The 17,213-nt window shown below is 36.9% G+C and carries 16 protein-coding genes and 1 riboswitch; of the genes, 10 read left to right on the top strand and 6 right to left on the bottom strand.

What is annotated here, in order from left to right:
• Nucleotides 1-30 precede the first annotated feature (30 nt).
• From OEV82_RS02275 to OEV82_RS02260, 4 genes are all read left to right on the top strand, one after another.
• On the top strand, nucleotides 31-1,335 hold the full coding sequence (locus tag OEV82_RS02275) for an MFS transporter (RefSeq protein WP_263060864.1): 1,305 nt from the start codon (nucleotides 31-33) through the stop codon (nucleotides 1,333-1,335).
• A 126-nt stretch (nucleotides 1,336-1,461) separates the two neighbouring features.
• On the top strand, nucleotides 1,462-2,385 hold the full coding sequence (locus tag OEV82_RS02270; protein WP_173658978.1) for a dihydrodipicolinate synthase family protein: 924 nt from the start codon (nucleotides 1,462-1,464) through the stop codon (nucleotides 2,383-2,385).
• A gap of 342 nt (nucleotides 2,386-2,727) precedes the next feature.
• Complete coding sequence (locus tag OEV82_RS02265) at nucleotides 2,728-3,540, top strand: flagellin N-terminal helical domain-containing protein (protein ID WP_173658980.1); 813 nt, start codon at nucleotides 2,728-2,730, stop codon at nucleotides 3,538-3,540.
• A gap of 275 nt (nucleotides 3,541-3,815) precedes the next feature.
• Nucleotides 3,816-5,291, top strand: a complete 1,476-nt coding sequence (locus OEV82_RS02260; RefSeq protein WP_317634294.1) for an alkaline phosphatase — start codon at nucleotides 3,816-3,818, stop codon at nucleotides 5,289-5,291.
• A 327-nt stretch (nucleotides 5,292-5,618) separates the two neighbouring features.
• Here the strand turns inward: OEV82_RS02260 and OEV82_RS02255 are convergent, their stop codons facing one another.
• Genes OEV82_RS02255 through OEV82_RS02235 form a run of 5 tightly spaced genes read right to left on the bottom strand, consistent with a single transcriptional unit; the run spans nucleotide 5,619 to nucleotide 8,199 of the window.
• On the bottom strand, nucleotides 5,619-6,629 hold the full coding sequence (locus tag OEV82_RS02255; protein ID WP_377701111.1) for a ThiF family adenylyltransferase: 1,011 nt from the start codon (nucleotides 6,627-6,629) through the stop codon (nucleotides 5,619-5,621).
• Nucleotides 6,629-7,396 carry a thiazole synthase gene (locus OEV82_RS02250; RefSeq protein ID WP_173661384.1) on the bottom strand — a complete coding sequence of 256 codons (768 nt, stop codon included), beginning with the start codon at nucleotides 7,394-7,396 and terminating at the stop codon, nucleotides 6,629-6,631. The genes OEV82_RS02255 and OEV82_RS02250 overlap by 1 nt, the downstream gene beginning before the upstream one ends.
• A gap of 5 nt (nucleotides 7,397-7,401) precedes the next feature.
• Complete coding sequence (gene thiS, locus OEV82_RS02245; RefSeq protein WP_173661382.1) at nucleotides 7,402-7,605, bottom strand: sulfur carrier protein ThiS; 204 nt, start codon at nucleotides 7,603-7,605, stop codon at nucleotides 7,402-7,404.
• A gap of 2 nt (nucleotides 7,606-7,607) precedes the next feature.
• Nucleotides 7,608-8,024: a thiamine phosphate synthase gene (locus OEV82_RS02240; protein WP_263060862.1), complete on the bottom strand. Its 417-nt coding sequence runs from the start codon at nucleotides 8,022-8,024 to the stop codon at nucleotides 7,608-7,610.
• Nucleotides 8,014-8,199 carry a beta/alpha barrel domain-containing protein gene (locus OEV82_RS02235; RefSeq protein ID WP_263060860.1) on the bottom strand — a complete coding sequence of 62 codons (186 nt, stop codon included), beginning with the start codon at nucleotides 8,197-8,199 and terminating at the stop codon, nucleotides 8,014-8,016. Before OEV82_RS02235 ends, OEV82_RS02240 begins: the two co-directional genes overlap by 11 nt.
• A 94-nt stretch (nucleotides 8,200-8,293) precedes the next feature.
• Nucleotides 8,294-8,403: riboswitch (TPP riboswitch) on the bottom strand.
• Nucleotides 8,404-8,676: 273 nt separating this feature from the next.
• Between OEV82_RS02235 and flaG the strand changes: the two genes are divergently transcribed.
• The 6 genes from flaG to OEV82_RS02205 all read left to right on the top strand — a co-directional run bounded on the left by flaG (nucleotide 8,677) and on the right by OEV82_RS02205 (nucleotide 15,995).
• On the top strand, nucleotides 8,677-9,045 hold the full coding sequence (gene flaG, locus OEV82_RS02230; RefSeq protein ID WP_263060859.1) for a flagellar protein FlaG: 369 nt from the start codon (nucleotides 8,677-8,679) through the stop codon (nucleotides 9,043-9,045).
• Nucleotides 9,032-11,251, top strand: a complete 2,220-nt coding sequence (gene fliD / locus OEV82_RS02225) for a flagellar filament capping protein FliD (RefSeq protein ID WP_263060858.1) — start codon at nucleotides 9,032-9,034, stop codon at nucleotides 11,249-11,251. Before flaG ends, fliD begins: the two co-directional genes overlap by 14 nt.
• 91 nt (nucleotides 11,252-11,342) lie before the next feature.
• On the top strand, nucleotides 11,343-11,744 hold the full coding sequence (gene fliS, locus OEV82_RS02220) for a flagellar export chaperone FliS (RefSeq protein WP_263060856.1): 402 nt from the start codon (nucleotides 11,343-11,345) through the stop codon (nucleotides 11,742-11,744).
• Nucleotides 11,744-12,094 (top strand): flagellar protein FliT, encoded by a 351-nt coding sequence (locus OEV82_RS02215; protein WP_263060855.1) that lies wholly within the window; start codon nucleotides 11,744-11,746, stop codon nucleotides 12,092-12,094. Before fliS ends, OEV82_RS02215 begins: the two co-directional genes overlap by 1 nt.
• 1,688 nt (nucleotides 12,095-13,782) lie before the next feature.
• Nucleotides 13,783-15,378: a BCCT family transporter gene (locus tag OEV82_RS02210; RefSeq protein WP_263060854.1), complete on the top strand. Its 1,596-nt coding sequence runs from the start codon at nucleotides 13,783-13,785 to the stop codon at nucleotides 15,376-15,378.
• A 284-nt stretch (nucleotides 15,379-15,662) separates the two neighbouring features.
• On the top strand, nucleotides 15,663-15,995 hold the full coding sequence (locus OEV82_RS02205) for a hypothetical protein (RefSeq protein ID WP_263060853.1): 333 nt from the start codon (nucleotides 15,663-15,665) through the stop codon (nucleotides 15,993-15,995).
• Between the two features lie 78 nt (nucleotides 15,996-16,073).
• Here the strand turns inward: OEV82_RS02205 and OEV82_RS02200 are convergent, their stop codons facing one another.
• Nucleotides 16,074-17,153: a GntR family transcriptional regulator gene (locus OEV82_RS02200; RefSeq protein WP_173658248.1), complete on the bottom strand. Its 1,080-nt coding sequence runs from the start codon at nucleotides 17,151-17,153 to the stop codon at nucleotides 16,074-16,076.
• Nucleotides 17,154-17,213: the final 60 nt, after the last annotated feature.

The following is a 17,213-nucleotide window of genomic DNA, read 5'->3' as shown; positions in this document are numbered from 1 at the left end:
ACTAAATAAAGATAAAGAGGTGAATAAAAGATGAGTATGAGTTCGGTACCATTATCAACAGGAACACAACCAAAAGGAAAACTCCGTTACACCGTCGTGATTTGGTTATTAATCGGGGGAATGATTAACTATATTGACCGTTCAATCTTGTCTATTGCTGCACCAGAAATGATGAATGACTTAAATTTCACAGCAACCGATATAGGTCTATTAGGAACAGCTTTTTCTTGGGCTTATGCTTTAGGTCAATTACCATCAGGCTGGTTAATCGATCAATTTGGCCCAAAGAAAATTTTCGGTATTGGGATTATGATCTGGAGTTTCGCAACGTTTGCAGCAGGAATCGTAAGCGTACTTTGGCTGTTTATATTGCTGAGAATTTTGCTTGGAATAGGAGAGGCGCCTTGTTTTCCATCTGCTGCCAAAATTACGAGTAAATGGTATCCAAAAAAGGAACGTGGATTTATTTCAGGGATTTGGGACTCGTCATCGAAATGGGGACCAGCATTAGCACCACCCATTCTCGTATTGATTATGGCCACTTTCGGTTGGAGAGAATTATTTTACTTTGCAGGAATAGTCGGTATTATATTTGGCGGGATATTTTTAAAGTTTTATAATGATCCGGAAAAGAGTAAGAAATTGACGAAAGAAGAATATGACTATATTAAACAAGATAACGAAGACTCTAATGCAGTAGAGACCTCGACTATCAGTTGGTTTTCTTTGTTTAAATATCGAAGTGTCTGGGGAATGATATTAGGGTTTTTCTGTACGATTTGGATTTGGAACATCTTTTTAGTTTTTTTACCTCTTTATCTGTTAGACCGGTTTGCCGTTTCTTTTGCAGCACTAGGTTTGTTGGCTAGTATTCCTTGGATTGGCGGGGCCTTTGGAAATATTATTAGTGGTTATGTCTCTAAAAAAATGGCAGAGTCAGGAAGGTTTACGCCTATGAAAGCGAAACAAATTATCATAAGCATTTCTGCCGTTATATCCGCAGTAACCGTGATCATGATTCCGTTTATTAACTCCATTGGTTTAACTGTAACATTAATGACGGTTGCGTTATTCTTTATTTCGTCAATCACCGGAAATGCCTGGGCATTGGCGACTGATGTGGCACCATCGTTTATGGTCGCTTCCGTTGGTTCCATTCAAAATTTCGGGGTTTATTTTGGCGGGGCATTTTCTCCTGTTGTGGCAGGAATGATCGTTGATTTAACAGGTTCTTACACATTGGCATTTATAAGTGGGGGGCTAATTGCGGGATGTGCAGCGATTTGCTATTTATTCATCGTTAAACATCCAATTCAAACACAAAACGTACAATAGTATTCTCCCATTCGGTGTTTCGTTTAGGTGAAACTAATAATAATGTATAAATTTTAAAGTGTTATAAAGGATTTTGTAAACGATTTCTAAAATATTTATATATAAAGAAATGGAGGAGGTTGTTCCATGTACGATATTGAAAAATTTAAAGGCATTGTACCACCTGTATCTACGATTTTAAAAGAAGATGGAACACTTGATAAAGATGGGATGGCTAATCTAATCGATTATTTAATTGATGCTGGCGTTAATGGTTTGTTTTTTCTAGGGACTGGTGGAGAGTTTTCACAAATGTCTGTTGATGAGAGAATGGCAATCGCAGAATATGTCACACAATATGTAGCGAAAAGAGTACCGGTATTTATTGGGACAGGTAGTGCTAATACACGTGAAGCGCTGTCATTAAGTGAGCACGCACAATCGATAGGGGCGGATGCAGTTGTTATCATTAATCCTTACTACTGGCCGTTAACGGAAGAAAACTTACTTAAACATTATGGAATGATTGCAGATGCCATTAATATTCCTATGATCCTTTATAACTTTCCGAAACTAACTGGACAGGATCTTAGTCCGCAAATGGTCCTTAAACTCGTTGAACAACATGAAAATATTATTGGCATTAAAGAAACGGTAGATTCTATTGGTCATATCCGCGATATGATTTATACTGTAAAATCAAAATATCCAAACTTTCTCGTTTATGCAGGATATGACGACCATTTATGGCCAACATTAAGTCTTGGTGGTGATGGCGCAATTAATGCGAGTGTAAATTTCGCACCTGAGATTTCAATCAGCTTATATCAATCCTTTAAAGAAAAGAATTTGAAAGAGTCATTAAACATGCATAAACGTCTAGCATTCATCCCACGCATATATAATTTAGACTCACCATTTATCAATGTAATCAAAGAGGCAACGAAACTACGAGGAATTGATGTGTCAACATATGTTCTCCCACCTGCCCAACAACTAAGTGCCGAAAATAAAGAAAAGTTAAAGGAGATTCTAGAAGAATTGCATATTTTACAGAAATCAAGTATTTAAAAATCAAAAATTTATATTTTAACCGTTTTTTTACCCAAATGAAGGTGTAACAAGTCCACAAGTAGACTTGTTACACCTTTTTATGTGCCCATTTGTAAATAACAAAAATTTTTATCTAAATTTGTTAAAAACTACTAAAACTTCTCTAATTCCTTCCGATATTATAGTTGAGTCGGTTAGGAAACACCCAGGGTGGGTGTGTAGATCATTTTCTATATGCAGAATGCAGCATAGAGAAGACTCGTCCTTTTTTGTTGGAAAACAACCAATTCCGGATTCTAACAAAGAAGGATCAAGATGAAAAAGGAAGTTCATCTAAACTAATTCAAGGAGGAAAATGAAATGAGAATTAACCACAATATTGCAGCACTTAATACGTATCGTCAATTAGGCAATGCAAACAACGCACAATTAAAATCTATGGAGAAATTATCTTCCGGTCTTCGCATCAACCGTGCAGGAGATGACGCAGCAGGTCTTGCCATCTCTGAAAAAATGCGTGGACAAATCCGCGGTTTAGACATGGCAGCGAAAAACGCTCAAGACGGAATTTCCTTAATCCAAACTGCTGAAGGTGCTTTAAACGAAACGCATGCCATTTTACAACGTATGCGTGAACTAGCAGTTCAATCTGCAAATGATACTAATACAGATGACGATCGTGCAGCATTACAAGCAGAAGTTGCAGAGTTAATCGGTGAAATCGACCGTATCTCTACAGACACAGAATTCAATACGCAAAAATTGTTAGATGGAAACTTCTCAGATAAAGTCTTTCATATCGGTGCTAACTCAGGACAAGCTATAACAATCAGTATCGGAGATATGTCTTCAACTGGATTGACAGTAAACGGTCTTGATATCTCAACACAAGAAGGTGCAGATGCGGCAGTTGATACTTTAGATGGGGCTATTAAATTAGTATCTGACGAAAGAGCAAAACTTGGTGCTAACCAAAACCGTCTAGAACACACAATCAACAACTTAAGCACATCTTCTGAAAACCTAACAGCAGCTGAATCTCGTATCCGTGATGTTGATATGGCGAAAGAGATGATGGAACAAACGAAGAATGCGATTTTAGCACAAGCTTCTCAAGCGATGCTTGCTCAAGCGAACCAATTACCACAAGGTGTACTTCAACTTCTTCGTTAATCTTCGATATGGCAGAGGGTCCTACATGGCTCTCTGTCTTTTTTGAAAAAAATGCCCCTTAAATGCCTGCCTAATACTTTCTCTGAAATAATAGGCAAGAATAAATGAATCCAATTTACATAGAGAAAGCCTACATAATTAGTCTTCTAGAAACACCAGTTCCTGCATAGTTCCCGACTATTTACAAAACATTTATAAAACATTTAACTTCCATTTATTCCCTTTAAACATTATTTTCGTATGTTGTATGTAGATGTATGTTAGGAGGGAATCAGATGGTCATAAAAGATTGGAAGAAAAAGATTGTACCACTAGCTGCAGCATCGGCGATTGCATTAGCGGGTTGTTCAGGTGCGGCTGAAAGTTCCGATGTGCCGGAGGAAACCGATGAACAAAGGAATGTAACCGAACAAACGGCTGAAAAAGATGATGCAACAAAGACTGATGAAGTAAAAAATATTATTTTCTTAATCGGTGACGGGATGGGTGTTTCCTATACTTCCGCTTATCGTTACTTAAAGGATGACCCTACCACACAATTCGTAGAAAAAACCGCTTTTGATGAATACTTAGTCGGTCAGCAAATGACCTATCCAGAAGATCCGGAGGAAAATATTACCGACTCTGCTGCTTCGGCGACATCCATGGCTAGCGGAATTAAAACGTATAACAATTCAGTAAACATTGATAATGATGGCGGGACAGAAGTGAAAACTGTTTTAGAAGCAGCGAAGGAACAAGGGAAGGCGACTGGTATCGTTTCGACATCTGAGGTGACCCATGCCACCCCGGCCAGTTATGGAGCCCATGATCCTAGTCGAAATAATCAAAATGAAATTGCCGATGATTATTTTGATGAAATGATTCATGATGAACATAAAATCGATGTCATTTTAGGAGGCGGTATAGCGTTTTTTGAACGAGAAGATCGTAATCTTGCCCAAGAGTTTCAAGATGCTGGATATAGCTATGTGAAAACCGCTGAGGAATTAAGAAAGGATCATAATGAAAAAGTGCTCGGTTTATTTGCACCGGTGGGGATGGATAAAGAACTTGATCGTCCAGATGAACAACCTTCCTTAGCGGAAATGACGAAAGAAGCAATTGAACGGTTAAATCAAATTGAAGAGGGTTTTTTCTTAATGGTAGAAGGTAGTCAAATTGATTGGGCTGGTCACGATAACGATATTGTCGGAACTATGAGTGAGATGGCAAGTTTTGAAGAGGCCTTTAAAGTCGCGATTGATTTTGCGAAAGAAGATGGACATACATTAGTCGTTGCCACTGCCGATCACTCCACTGGCGGATTTTCTTTAGCTCAAGGATCGAACTATATTTGGGATCCAGCACCCATTAAAGCAGCCAATGCAACTCCTGATTGGATGGCAGCCCAATTAGTGGATGAAGGTAAACCAATTGAAGAAGTTTTAACCATTCAAAACGTTGGTTTTGAACTAACGGACGAGGAAATTCAATCGGTTAAAGAGGCGTTACATTCAGGAGATGAAGATTTGCGAACAATTGTGGATGATGCCATTGAAAAAATTTATGATACACGTTCCAATACCGGATGGACAACAGGTGGACACACGGGAGAGGATGTGAATGTATACGCCTTCGGTCCATCCAGTGAAAAATTTGCCGGCCACCTAGATAATACCGATCAAGCAAAAATCATTTTTGAATTGATTGGTGCAAAGGTTGAGATCCATGATATTCCTGTCCAAAGTGAAAACAATGAAGAAGAATAATAGACCAATATATGGGCTGATCAATTTCGATCAGCCTTTAACTTTAAAAAGTGATTGTTTTTTCATAAAAGATCATGTTCTTCTTATTTGTCTTAAGCATGCCTTTAGAGAGGTCCCGTTTTCTCTTGTCATGAGAACCTACGTAGATGAACTGCGAACTGCCGCTGTTAAAGAAATTTAAAAGATAACAAACAAGAAAACCGTCATGTTTATGGGAGAGAGAACAGGAAGAAGTAGAGTTTCATTTAAGGTTATCAAACGTCCTGTTCCTCTCCGACTCTGGAGCTTTTTGTTGAAAACATTGTCTGTTAAATTGTCATGTTCAGATTATGCCCCGAAAAATCGTTGATAGATATTCCTCGCTTTTTTCTCTTCTTTCGTTCCATGAATCAAGGCTCTGCCGTCTTGAAATAGGACGACACGATGATTCTCTACTGTAAAGGACAATAAATAATCGTTTCCTTTTAAATCTTTCACGAGTGGACGTAAATGATTTTTAATCTCTGCAAGAGAGGTTACTTGTTTTTGTTGTGGCCGGATTTGTACCGTATTTCGCCCGCACAACACTGCTGTTTTTAATTGATTGTCCCGGGACAAAAATGGATACGTTGGGTTTTTTCCACAGGATGGACAATCCGCCTTCTTTAACTTTGTCAGATTAACCGATGAATATTGCCTTGTCCAAACATCAAAGGAAACTAATTGCTTTGACACTTCCCCTGACACTAAATATTTTAATGCTTCGGTTACTTGATAAGAAGAAACCACTTGAACTGCCGGGCTAATTACACCAACTGTATCACAGGTCATGCCGTCAGATTGAATGGCATCAAGGAGACAATGAAAACACGGTGTCTTATGTGGTACGATAGAAACCGTCGTCCCATAACTTCGGACGACAGCGCCATAAATCCACGGTATCCCATGCTTCATTGCTACATCATTCATAAAAAATCTCGTTTCAAAATTGTCAGTCGCGTCAATCATGAAGTCGACGTGTTTTACTACATCTTCATATTCAAGGGAGAAATCACCGACTATCGCTTCAATGGAAATATTGGAATTAATCGATTGTAAATGCTTTTTCGCAGCAATCGCTTTTGGTAACTGTTGTTTGACGTCTTCTTCGGTATATAATTGTTGGCGGGAAAGATTACTCCAATCAACATAATCCCGGTCAATAATCGTGATTTTACCGATGCCGGCCCGGGCCAACATTTCACTACTGGCTGAACCAAGTGCTCCTGCGCCGACAATGAGGACATGGCTATCCAGTAGCTTTTTTTGCCCTTCCTCACCAATTTCTGAAAATAACATTTGTCGTGAATAACGTTCCATTATGGTGTTAACATTCCTTCTGTCGGACTGCTTGCCTCAGCATACCATTTTTTCGGAATCCGTCCTGCTTCATATCCGAGTCTGCCCGCTTCTACAGCTAACTTCATTGCTTTTGCCATTTTTACCGGGTCTTTTGCACCCGATACGGCCGTATTTAATAATACTCCATCCGCCCCCATTTCCATCGCCAGGGCACAATCCGCCGGTGACCCGATACCTGCATCCACAATAACCGGGACATTGGCCTGTTCAATAATAAATGATAGATTCAAAGGATTGACAATCCCTTGACCGGATCCTATCGGAGAAGCGCCCGGCATAATGGCATGAACACCTAACTCTTCTAACCTTTTTGCCAAAACCACATCATCGGACGTATACGGAAGAACAATGAATCCTTCTTCCAGTAACATTTCAGATGCGCGTAATGTTTCAATCGGGTCCGGCAATAATGTTTGATCATCGCCAATGACTTCGACTTTTACCATGTCACATAAACCTGAAGCTTTGGCAAGTTTGGCAATTCTAACCGCTTCTTCGGCCGTTTTTGCTCCAGCGGTATTTGGTAACAGGGAATACTTTGAAAGGTCAAGCATTTCTAAAAAATTTGGCTGCGAAGGTTCAAAAATATTCATTCTTCTTACTGCGAACGTTAAAATTTCCGTCTCAGACACTTCAACGGCTTTCTTTTGAATTTCAAAGGACGGGAATTTTCCTGTACCTAATAATAGTCGTGACCGAAATGTTTTATCTCCAATTTTTAACATGTTTTTCATCCTCCTCCAACAAATTGAACAATTTCAATTCTGTCACCGTCATTGACGGGTTGAATGTCATATTGTCCTTTTTCGACTATTTCCCCATTTTGTTCGATAACCACAATTCTTTCTTGCAATTGGAAATGGTGTAATAAATCTTCTATATTTTTGATCCCATTTTCCACTTCCACTTGTTGACCGTTAATAACGAGTTGCATAATCAATCCCTTTCTTTCCGAAAAAGTTTTGCTGCTTCTTTTGGATTTTGTGCAGAAAGAATAGCCGACATTACTGCAATGCCACTTACTTTTGTGGCCGCAACCTCTGTCATATTATCGGGTGTGATCCCGCCGATTGCCAGAACAGGAATGCCTGCTTTTTGCACAATTTCTTTCAACAATTTTGTCCCTTTTCCCGGTATCCCTTTTTTACTATTTGTTGGAAATACATGGCCAAATAGACAATAATCAGCACCATCTTCTGCTGCGATAACCGCTTCTGCTAGTGAATGTACACTTACACCCACTTTAATTTCAGGAAATTTTTGTTTGACTAACTTGACAGGCAATCCAGCTCCAGGAAGATGAACATTCGGTATCCCGGTTAATAGTGCAACATCCAGCCGGTCATTGATCACGAGTTTTTTTTTGTACACCTTTTGTTAAAAGCTGCTCTACCAGTTGAATGACTTCACTTGTCTGTTTTGTTTTTTCTCGAATATGGATATAGTCCACCTCATCAGCAATGGCTAAAATAGCCTTGACCAACTCTGTAGCGGTTTTTTTCCCGTCTGTTATGGCGTGTAATTCCACATAAGTCCTTCCTTTCAAGCGCATTTGAATATTAAAAAGCCACTTTCCATTGCGGAAAGTGGCATGTGAACATAAACATGAACCAAATTGGTCATGTTCCAAAATTCCACTTCCCTACGCTGGCATTGTCCAGATCAGGTTCTAAGGGTCTTAAAGTCCACACTTTAATCTCAGCCTTTCTCAAAGGCTCCCCTAGTGGTTCAATATTAAATTTTTTAACGATTCCATGTTAACACACTTTTCTGTATTTGCAAACATTATTTACAGAACGGTGACCAGTTTTTTCTTAATCTGAATTTAGAGCGCCTTTTCATTAAAAAAGTTTCAATCATAGCGTTATATTTGTGTGTACAAGGATTGTATTTGGAATGAAGCCTGTTATCTTTTGAATATATGATTTATTCGTTAAATCTTTTTTCTTTATGCCGATAAAAAAAGTAGATATCTATGTGCGAAAAAACTTTAGGGGGATGTTGAATGGTAAAACATATTGCTTCCCATCGAATGGTAAATACAGATACAGTAAGTAGGCTAACAAACTCATTAAAAGAAGAGATTTATCCGTCCAAATATGATACAAAAGGATATGAGGGTCCTAAAGCAGCAGGACAAGTTGATGGAGGTAAAAAACAAGTTCAAGATGTAATCCAAGCCTTAAATGATTTTTTGAGCCCTACATACACTGCTTTAAAATTTACGATGCATGAAAAACTTGGAGAATATTATGTCCAAATTATTGATGAGGAAACAAAGGAAGTCATTCGAGAAGTGCCGCCAAAAAAAATGCTCGATTTATATGCGGCAATGGCGGAACGAATCGGTTTAATAATAAATGAGAAGATTTGATAGAAGGAATGGAAAAGGAAGTGAAACTATCATGGTTGGTGTACGGGTTAGTGGTTTAGCAAGTGGTATGGATATTGACTCCATCGTTTCCGACTTAATGAAAGCCGAACGAATTCCACTGACAAAAATTGAAAAGGAAAAAACATTGTTAGAGTGGAAGCGGGATGCTTATCGCGAAATTAATAAACTTTTATTTGACTTTCAGAATGAATTGTTTGAATTTACACGTACGCAAAATTATCGTATCCGTAGTGTGACAAGTACGAATGAAGATTTCGTTACAGCAACGGTAGCAAATGGAGCGGGAACAGGTACGTATACAATTTCTGAGATTACACGATTAGCAAAGGCTGCGACAATGAAAAATGCAGAAGGAATATCAGCCGATAAGAATCATAAAGTTGATGTAAATAAAGGCCTTTATTTTATTAGCGATTCGTTTAAAAACGCCGATTTTGAATGGAAACAAGGTGGATTAGAAAGTGAATCAATTAAAATTAATCACGATAATCGAAAAGTTGTGAAATTAAACTTAAAAGAAGGACAAACATTACAAAATAATGAATCGGATTCATTTTCTACTGATATTTCAATTAAAGTGAATGGAAAAGGGATCAACGTTATTTTTAAGACTTCCGAAGAAGAGGGTAAAAGTTGGCCAGATACAGATGAAAATGTAGCTTTCGTCCATTCAGATGGAACGATTGAGTTTAAAAACACGTTAAATATTAATGATGTCGTGGAAGTTGATTATGTTGTCAATGAAAAGAAAGAAACGCGAACGTTAACTAAAAAAGATGACAAAATTCAAAATACGATTCAAATCACAGGTGCACTTAAAGAAGGAAGTATCAATATTACCATTGGGGACACCACTTTTACCGATGAACCGATAATACGAGATGGAAATGAACAAAATGGATCACGAATGGGGAACTTTAAACGTGGAGAAGAAGTAATCGCCACGATAAATTATGATACTGGCCAAATTACTTTTACAGATCATTTTTTGGAAGAGCAGTTTACAGATGAAACAGAAACATTACATATCGACATTACATCTAAGCAAAATTACTTCACGTTTGACTTAGCCACCCATACTTCAGAAGGTAAAATGTATGAGAACTTTATCGTCAGTGGAACGACATCCTTGAATAGTGTGATGAATAAAGTCAATAATTCGAGTTTAGGCTTAATGATGTTTTATGATTCCTTTACAGATCAAGTGACACTTACACGGACGGAAACCGGTAAATTTAATGACGAAGATAAGTCCGATATTATTATAGAAAAAGGGTTTTTAACGGATATTTTACGATTTAATGAGTTTACGGAAAGTACAAACTTGAGCGAGCTGGAAGAGTCAACGCTGTATAATGACGGTCATAATGCAGAGTTCACGATTAACGGATTAAAAACGGAAAGATCCTCCAACACCTTTACTATCAACGGCGTATCTTTTACGTTAAAAAATACAATGGAAGCGGGTAGTGCACAACCTGTAACGATTAGTGTGAATAACGACAACGAGAAACTATTTGAAACGATTAAGGGGTTTGTTGATCAATATAATGAGATTGTCGAAAAAATTGAAACGAAGTTAAATGAACCATATTATAAAAGTTATGAACCATTATCTGATTTAGAACGGGAAGAACTTACAGAGAAACAACAAGAAAAGTGGGAAGAGATGGCTAGAAGTGGTCTGTTACGTCGGGACCCGTTTTTATCTAGCATGATTACTCAAATGCGATCAGCATTATATCGTGTTGTGAATAATAATGAACTCAATCCTCAAATGACGTCACTTTCTGCCATTGGTATCAAAACAACCGCCGATTATCAGAGTGCGAAGCTGCAAATCGATGAAAACAAATTGCGGGAAGCGATTGAAAAAGATCCTGAATCGATAGAACTTTTATTTAGAGGTGGAAGTACGGAGGGGGACCAAGGGATTATCCACCAGTTAAGAGAGATTGTGAAAAATACAAGAGATCGTATTCAAAGCCGTGCCGGTAGTGCGAATATGACTGAACAACAATATACGATCGGACGGCAAATTTCCAATTACGAAGATCGTATTGAAAGATTTGAACAACGTTTACGGCAACTAGAGGATCGTTATTATCGTCAGTTTAGTATGATGGAAAAAGCCATTATGCAATCGAATAACCAAATGATGCAGCTATCCCAATTCTTTATGTAATTCTTCGTTTGAAAGGATTTTCGTAGTATATTCTTTTTTTCTTGTATAAATAAGAGTATGTACAAATTAATAAAGTGAGGTTGAAGCACCTATGACCATGTCGAATCCATACCAAGCTTATCAACAAAATTCAGTGAATACCGCTTCACCCGGCGAACTGACATTAATGTTATACAATGGTTGTTTAAAATTTATCGGGATTGCAAAGAAAGCGATTGAAGAAAACAATATCCCAGTGAAAAATGAGAATATCCAAAAAGCTCAAAATATCATTCATGAATTAATGGTTACATTAAATATGGAAGTGGAAATTTCGAAACAAATGATGCCATTGTATGATTTTGCTCGTACGAAATTAATTGAAGCCAATGTGAAAAACAGTATTGAAAGTTTAGAAGAGGCTGAAACGATCATCACTGAATTTCGTGATACGTGGAAGGAAGTTTTAAAATTGAATCGTCAAAAAAGCTTTTCTAAAGGCGGCGCTGTTTAATGAATCCGATTAAAGGTGTTTATGTAACAACCACTGAAATGATTCGGTATTTAGAGGAAAAGAAGGAAGAGGATCGCGAGAGGCGTATTGCAGAAATTAACCGATTACTAGAGAAACGACAGCAGTTCCTAGATCAAATTGAAAAACCGTTATCTGGCGGTGAACAAGCTTTAGCGAAACAGACGATGCAATTAAATGAAAAGCTTGATGCTATATTGCAGAAAGAAAAACAACATATTCAAATGGATATCAACCAATTAAAAGTAACGAAAAAAACGAATCGTCAATATACTAATCCCTATGCATCGCTCCAAAATACCGGTGGTTCATTTTTTGATAAAAGAAAATAGTCTTTGAGAAAAGAAGGTGCTTATGGTGGATATTGCCTTCATGTCCATAGATTTAAGCCATGGAAAAGTTATGCAACAAGTTTCGTTATCCGTTATGGATAAAGTATTGGACCAAGCCATCTCCAAGCTGAGTTCATCCATGAGATGTTAGGTGAAACGAGCATGAAAACTATTCAACACGCTGCTTAACCTCATCTTGGTGGAAATGTTGATATAAAGGTTTAAAAGATTTTAAATGTAGAACAGCATCCTAACGAGTGTTAGGGTGCTTTTTTTTACGGAAAAGCAACCGTTTTGGTTTAATGGAAGCCGTCTTCGTGTGTTTTTTGATCAAGAGGTTGCTGAAAACAATTTTTGTGTGTTTTTTGAGAAAAAGTGTGTTCATGGACTAGTTGAAAGCAGTTTTATTGTATGTATTGAGTAAAAAGTGAGTTCATAGGTTAGTTGAAAGCAGTTTTATTGTGTGTATTGAGTAAAAAGTGAGTTCATAGGTTAGTTGAAAGCAGTTTTGTTGTGTTTTTCGAGTAAAAAGTGTGTTCACAGGTTAGTTGAAAGCAGTTTTTTTGTGTGTTTTGAGAAAAAGTGTGTTCATGGACTAGTTGAAAGCAGTTTTTTTGTGTGTATTGAGTAAAAAGTGAGTTCAAAAGGCAGTTGAAAGCAGTTTTATTGTGTGTTTTGAGGAAAAAGTGAGTTCATAGGTTAGTTGAAAGCAGTTTTATTGTGTGTATTGAGTAAAAAGTGAGTTCATGGACTAGTTGAAAGCAGTTTTTTGTGCTTTTAGAAGAAAAAAGTGAGTTCAAAAGGCAGTTGAAAGCAGTTTTGTTGTGTGTTTTGTAAAAAAATGTGTTCATGGGCCAACTGAAACCAGTTTTGTTTCGTTTTTTAAAGAAAAAGTGTGTTCATGGTCTAACTAAAACCGGTTTTTCCCGACAAATCAAAAGAAAAGTATGTTCATCAAGTCTATGAAACCAGTTTTTTTCATCAAATTCGAGAAAAACTGCATTCGTAAGGTTTCCGCTCCTATCTTCTGCAAAAGGTGTGCGTTCATTAACTTTATAGAAAGTGTCCTTTATACAATAAGTTAGAATTTGCGAGCATTTTTAGAGAATTAAAGGGAAATTGGGTAAAAAGATACCCATAAGTAATATGAACACCGATCTCCCCCACAAATCCACCATGATCCAATTTTAACTACTGCCGTTAATCTGCTACAATATAATATTAGAAAGTGAGTGTTTTGAAGCTCACCTACCTAATGTGTTGTTCTAATAAAAACGTTTGAATAGTTAAATCTTCTCAAACGTTTATCGAATTGTTTTTCCTATTGTCACAATGTCTCTTTGCTAAAAGAAGGGGTGTTCGTAAGCACACTTTCTACGAGTCAACCGTTTTGGCTTACGAATAACTAGTTTCCAACTTGAAGCAATTGGTGCGTGAGAAGTCCTTCGCAAACTTGTCCGTTCCAAAGTAGAGAGGCTGAAATCATTGCGACGATAAGAAAAATAATTCGTGAAATTCCACTCATATCTCATTACGTACGTTCCTCAATTCGTAATAGATATGATCCCTTTACGACTTCCCCTTCATCTTGCCTAGCTATTGTTTGACAAGAATTCCAAAAGGAATTGTGAGCAATAGAAATTTTTTTCAAAATTGCGGAAAACCAATCGAATCGAAAGGAAGAGTTGATGAAGTCTCGAAGTAAACAAGTAAATATTGTGTTTTGGGTATCGGCAGTGACGGTATTGTTTTTCGTTCTGCTTGGTATTATGTTCCCAAAAGGATTTGCAAATGGAGCGGAAGCGGCATTCCAATTTACGACTGAAAATTTTGGCTGGTTTTACTTATTATCCGTTTTAGCTATGGTTATTTTCAGTCTATATATGGCCTTTAGTAAATTTGGAAAGATCCGCTTAGGCGGAGATCAGGAAAAGCCGCAATTTAGTCGATTTACATGGATTGCTATGTTGTTTTCTTGTGGTCTTGGAATTGCGCTCGTCTTTTATGGTGTAGGTGAACCAATGACCCATTTCTTTAATCCGCCGTCGGAAGATATAACATCCCAATCGGCTGAAGCTGCTCGAATTGCCATGGGACAAGCGTTTTTCCATTACGGATTAAGTATGTGGGCGATCTTTGCAGTTGTTGGTTTAGCTATTGCTTATTTTCAATTTCGAAAAAAGAAAAATGGACTTATTTCAACGTCGTTACAGCCACTGATGCCAAAAAATCGCAGTAGTCGAAGTATTAAAAATACAATTAATATATTAGCTATTGTTGCTACTGTTATGGGTGTAGCAACATCAGTTGGTATGGGTGTACTACAAACAAACGGTGGTTTAAATGCTGTTTTTAATACACCAATTCATTTTTGGGTTCAATTGGCGATTATCGCTATAATGACGGTTCTCTTTCTCTTGTCCTCAACATCTGGTTTAAACAAGGGAATCAAATGGTTAAGTAATGCGAACTTAGCTTTAGCCATATTATTAATGATTTTCGTATTTTTCGCAGGACCAACTGTATTTATAATGGAGACATTTACAGTTGCCATTGGAGATTATATTTCGAATTTCATTAGTTATTCATTAAATATGACACCATACAGTGGTGAGCATTGGGTACATGAATGGACGATCTTTTATTGGGCTTGGACCATTGCTTGGTCGCCATTCGTAGGAGCTTTTTTCGCACGTATTTCACGAGGACGGACGATTCGTGAATTTATAATCGGAGTCATGGTCGCACCAGCATTACTTTCGATGATGTGGATGGCTGTTTTTGGCGGAACATCTTTATATATGGATCTATTTAAAGGTTCCAATATTGCGACTGTAACCAATAATGATATTACATTGGCGATTTTTACACTGTTTGAAACGTTGCCAATTACGGAAATTTTATCAGTAGTCACCATTATATTAATCTTTACGTTTCTAATAACATCTGCAGACTCTGCAGCATATATTTTAAGTAGTATGTCCGAAAATGGAAGTACCAATCCGCCAATTGGTATGCGCATTGTTTGGGGAGTACTAATCAGTTCAATTGCATTAGTATTATTATCGACAAGTGGCCTAACAGGATTACAGTCAGCATCCCTTGTTGCAGCTCTGCCATTTACGGTTATTATCGTCTTTATGATGATTTCACTCGTTAAAGTCGTCTCAAAAGAAGTTGCACCAAAAGCAGAAAAACAGAAGGTCAAAGTAAAAGAAAAACAAGTTAAACCTGTAAAAACGGGAATGAAGAAGAAAAAAGAACAAGATGTGCTTTCTGTCTGAAAATGAGGTAGCCGTTTAATTTCAAAATTCAAGCCGAGAATCTGTGGATTGATTTTTTATCGTCGACAGTTTCTCGGCTTTCTTATTTGTAAGGATAGCCCTTAGATTGTTTATAAAGTTTCATTATTGCAATAATTTAGTTCTCTATCTCTATTATAAAAGTGCTGTAAAATAGAGATGTATACATATTTACATTACTAGGGTGATCTAAGTGAATGGGAACTTTCGGTTGCGTTTATTTGCAATTATGATTATGTTTGCATCGGTCATCGCCATAGTTCGCGATGATCAATCATGTTAAACTTGAATCTCTTGTAAAAGAGAATAATCAGTTTCAAGTGGAACGTATTGAAGAAACGGTTCTTTATGCTTTAGAAAATATAGATAAAGTATATTACTATTTTGATAGTGAAACTGCTGATCGAATGGAGTCAACAACCTATCGATTACTTAAATATTACGAAAAAAAGCAGAATATTGACGAGTGGGATTTTCAAAAAACAACAAATCAGTTTCGTTATGCACCATACCATGGCGAAGATCTAGAAACATTATATAAACATGCCGATCAAGCTTCAAAGAAAAAAGGGAAAAATCCATTTTCGATTTATTTATAGATAAGGACGATAGAAGTATATGATGATTAAATGAAAACCTTGGTTACTTTTTTGTTATAGTAAACCAAGGTTTTTACATTAATTGATTTTCTTAACGGAGTTTCTAATAATGAATTCAGGTTCATATATCTTTGATTGGACCTTCTGCTTATTTACCATATCAATAATCATTTTACCGGCGTCAAGCCCCATTTGCTCTTGGGGATGACGAACGGTAGTTAAACTTGGTTGGATAAATCTTGAAAAGGCATAATCATCAACACCAGTAATCGAAATATCATCCGGAACCTTTAAACCAATCTCATTTAAAAAGTTAATAAGCTGAATTGCTAATTGATCGTTATAACAAACAATAGCTGTTGGCGCTAACTTCGTTCTTGAAAGAATTGTTTGTAGTTTTTTAAACAGGTCGGTTTTATTTTCTTCCGTTTGATACATTAAAATATCACCCATATTTGAAATACTAGGGTGTTCTTGATAAGCCTTAATAAATCCATTCATCCTTTGAATACCTTGTTTATCATCGACCTTAAATATTCCCACAATATGTTCATGCCCCTGTGAGAATAAGTAGTTAGTAACCATCTCACCAACTTTGACATCATCCATGATTAAATAAGGGGTATCAAAGTCATCGTATACTGCATTAATAAATAACATGGGTATGCCCATTGATTTAATATTCTCATATATACTTTTGTTTGTATTGTTCAATGCGCTTTTTGTGGGCTCAATAATTAAACCGGATAAGTTGTTAGATAATAGATTTGTTAAGCTTTTCCGTTCTTTTTCAGGGTTGTTTTTCGTATTGGCGATAAGTATAGAATGACCACTTTTTGATATATATTCATCAATACCTGAGATAATATTAGGAAAAATGTAATCAGATATATGAGTTGTAATTAGACCAATTGTTTTATTTTTGTCAGAGGATTTTGGTTGCCCTTTCCAGTCATTTACAAATATACCCCCACCTTGAATACGGTAAACAAGATTATCTTTTTCAAGTTCGTCGATTGCTCGTCTAACGGTGAACCTACTTACTTGATAAATCTCCATCAGTTCAGATTCTGTCGGTAGTTTTTCTTTTATTTTATACTCTTCTGATAAGATTTTTTCACGAATATCGCGTGTTATTCGTTCGTATTTTTTTGTCATAGTTCATTCCTTCTGTATTATAATTTTTGCAAAAATATTTGTATTGTATTTTGATCGATT

The organism is Pallidibacillus thermolactis, from assembly GCF_025660415.1.
Lineage (GTDB): Bacteria > Bacillota > Bacilli > Bacillales > Caldibacillaceae > Pallidibacillus > Pallidibacillus thermolactis.
The sequence above is the reverse complement of the archived record's forward strand: the minus strand, read 5'-3'. Positions and strand labels throughout refer to the sequence as shown.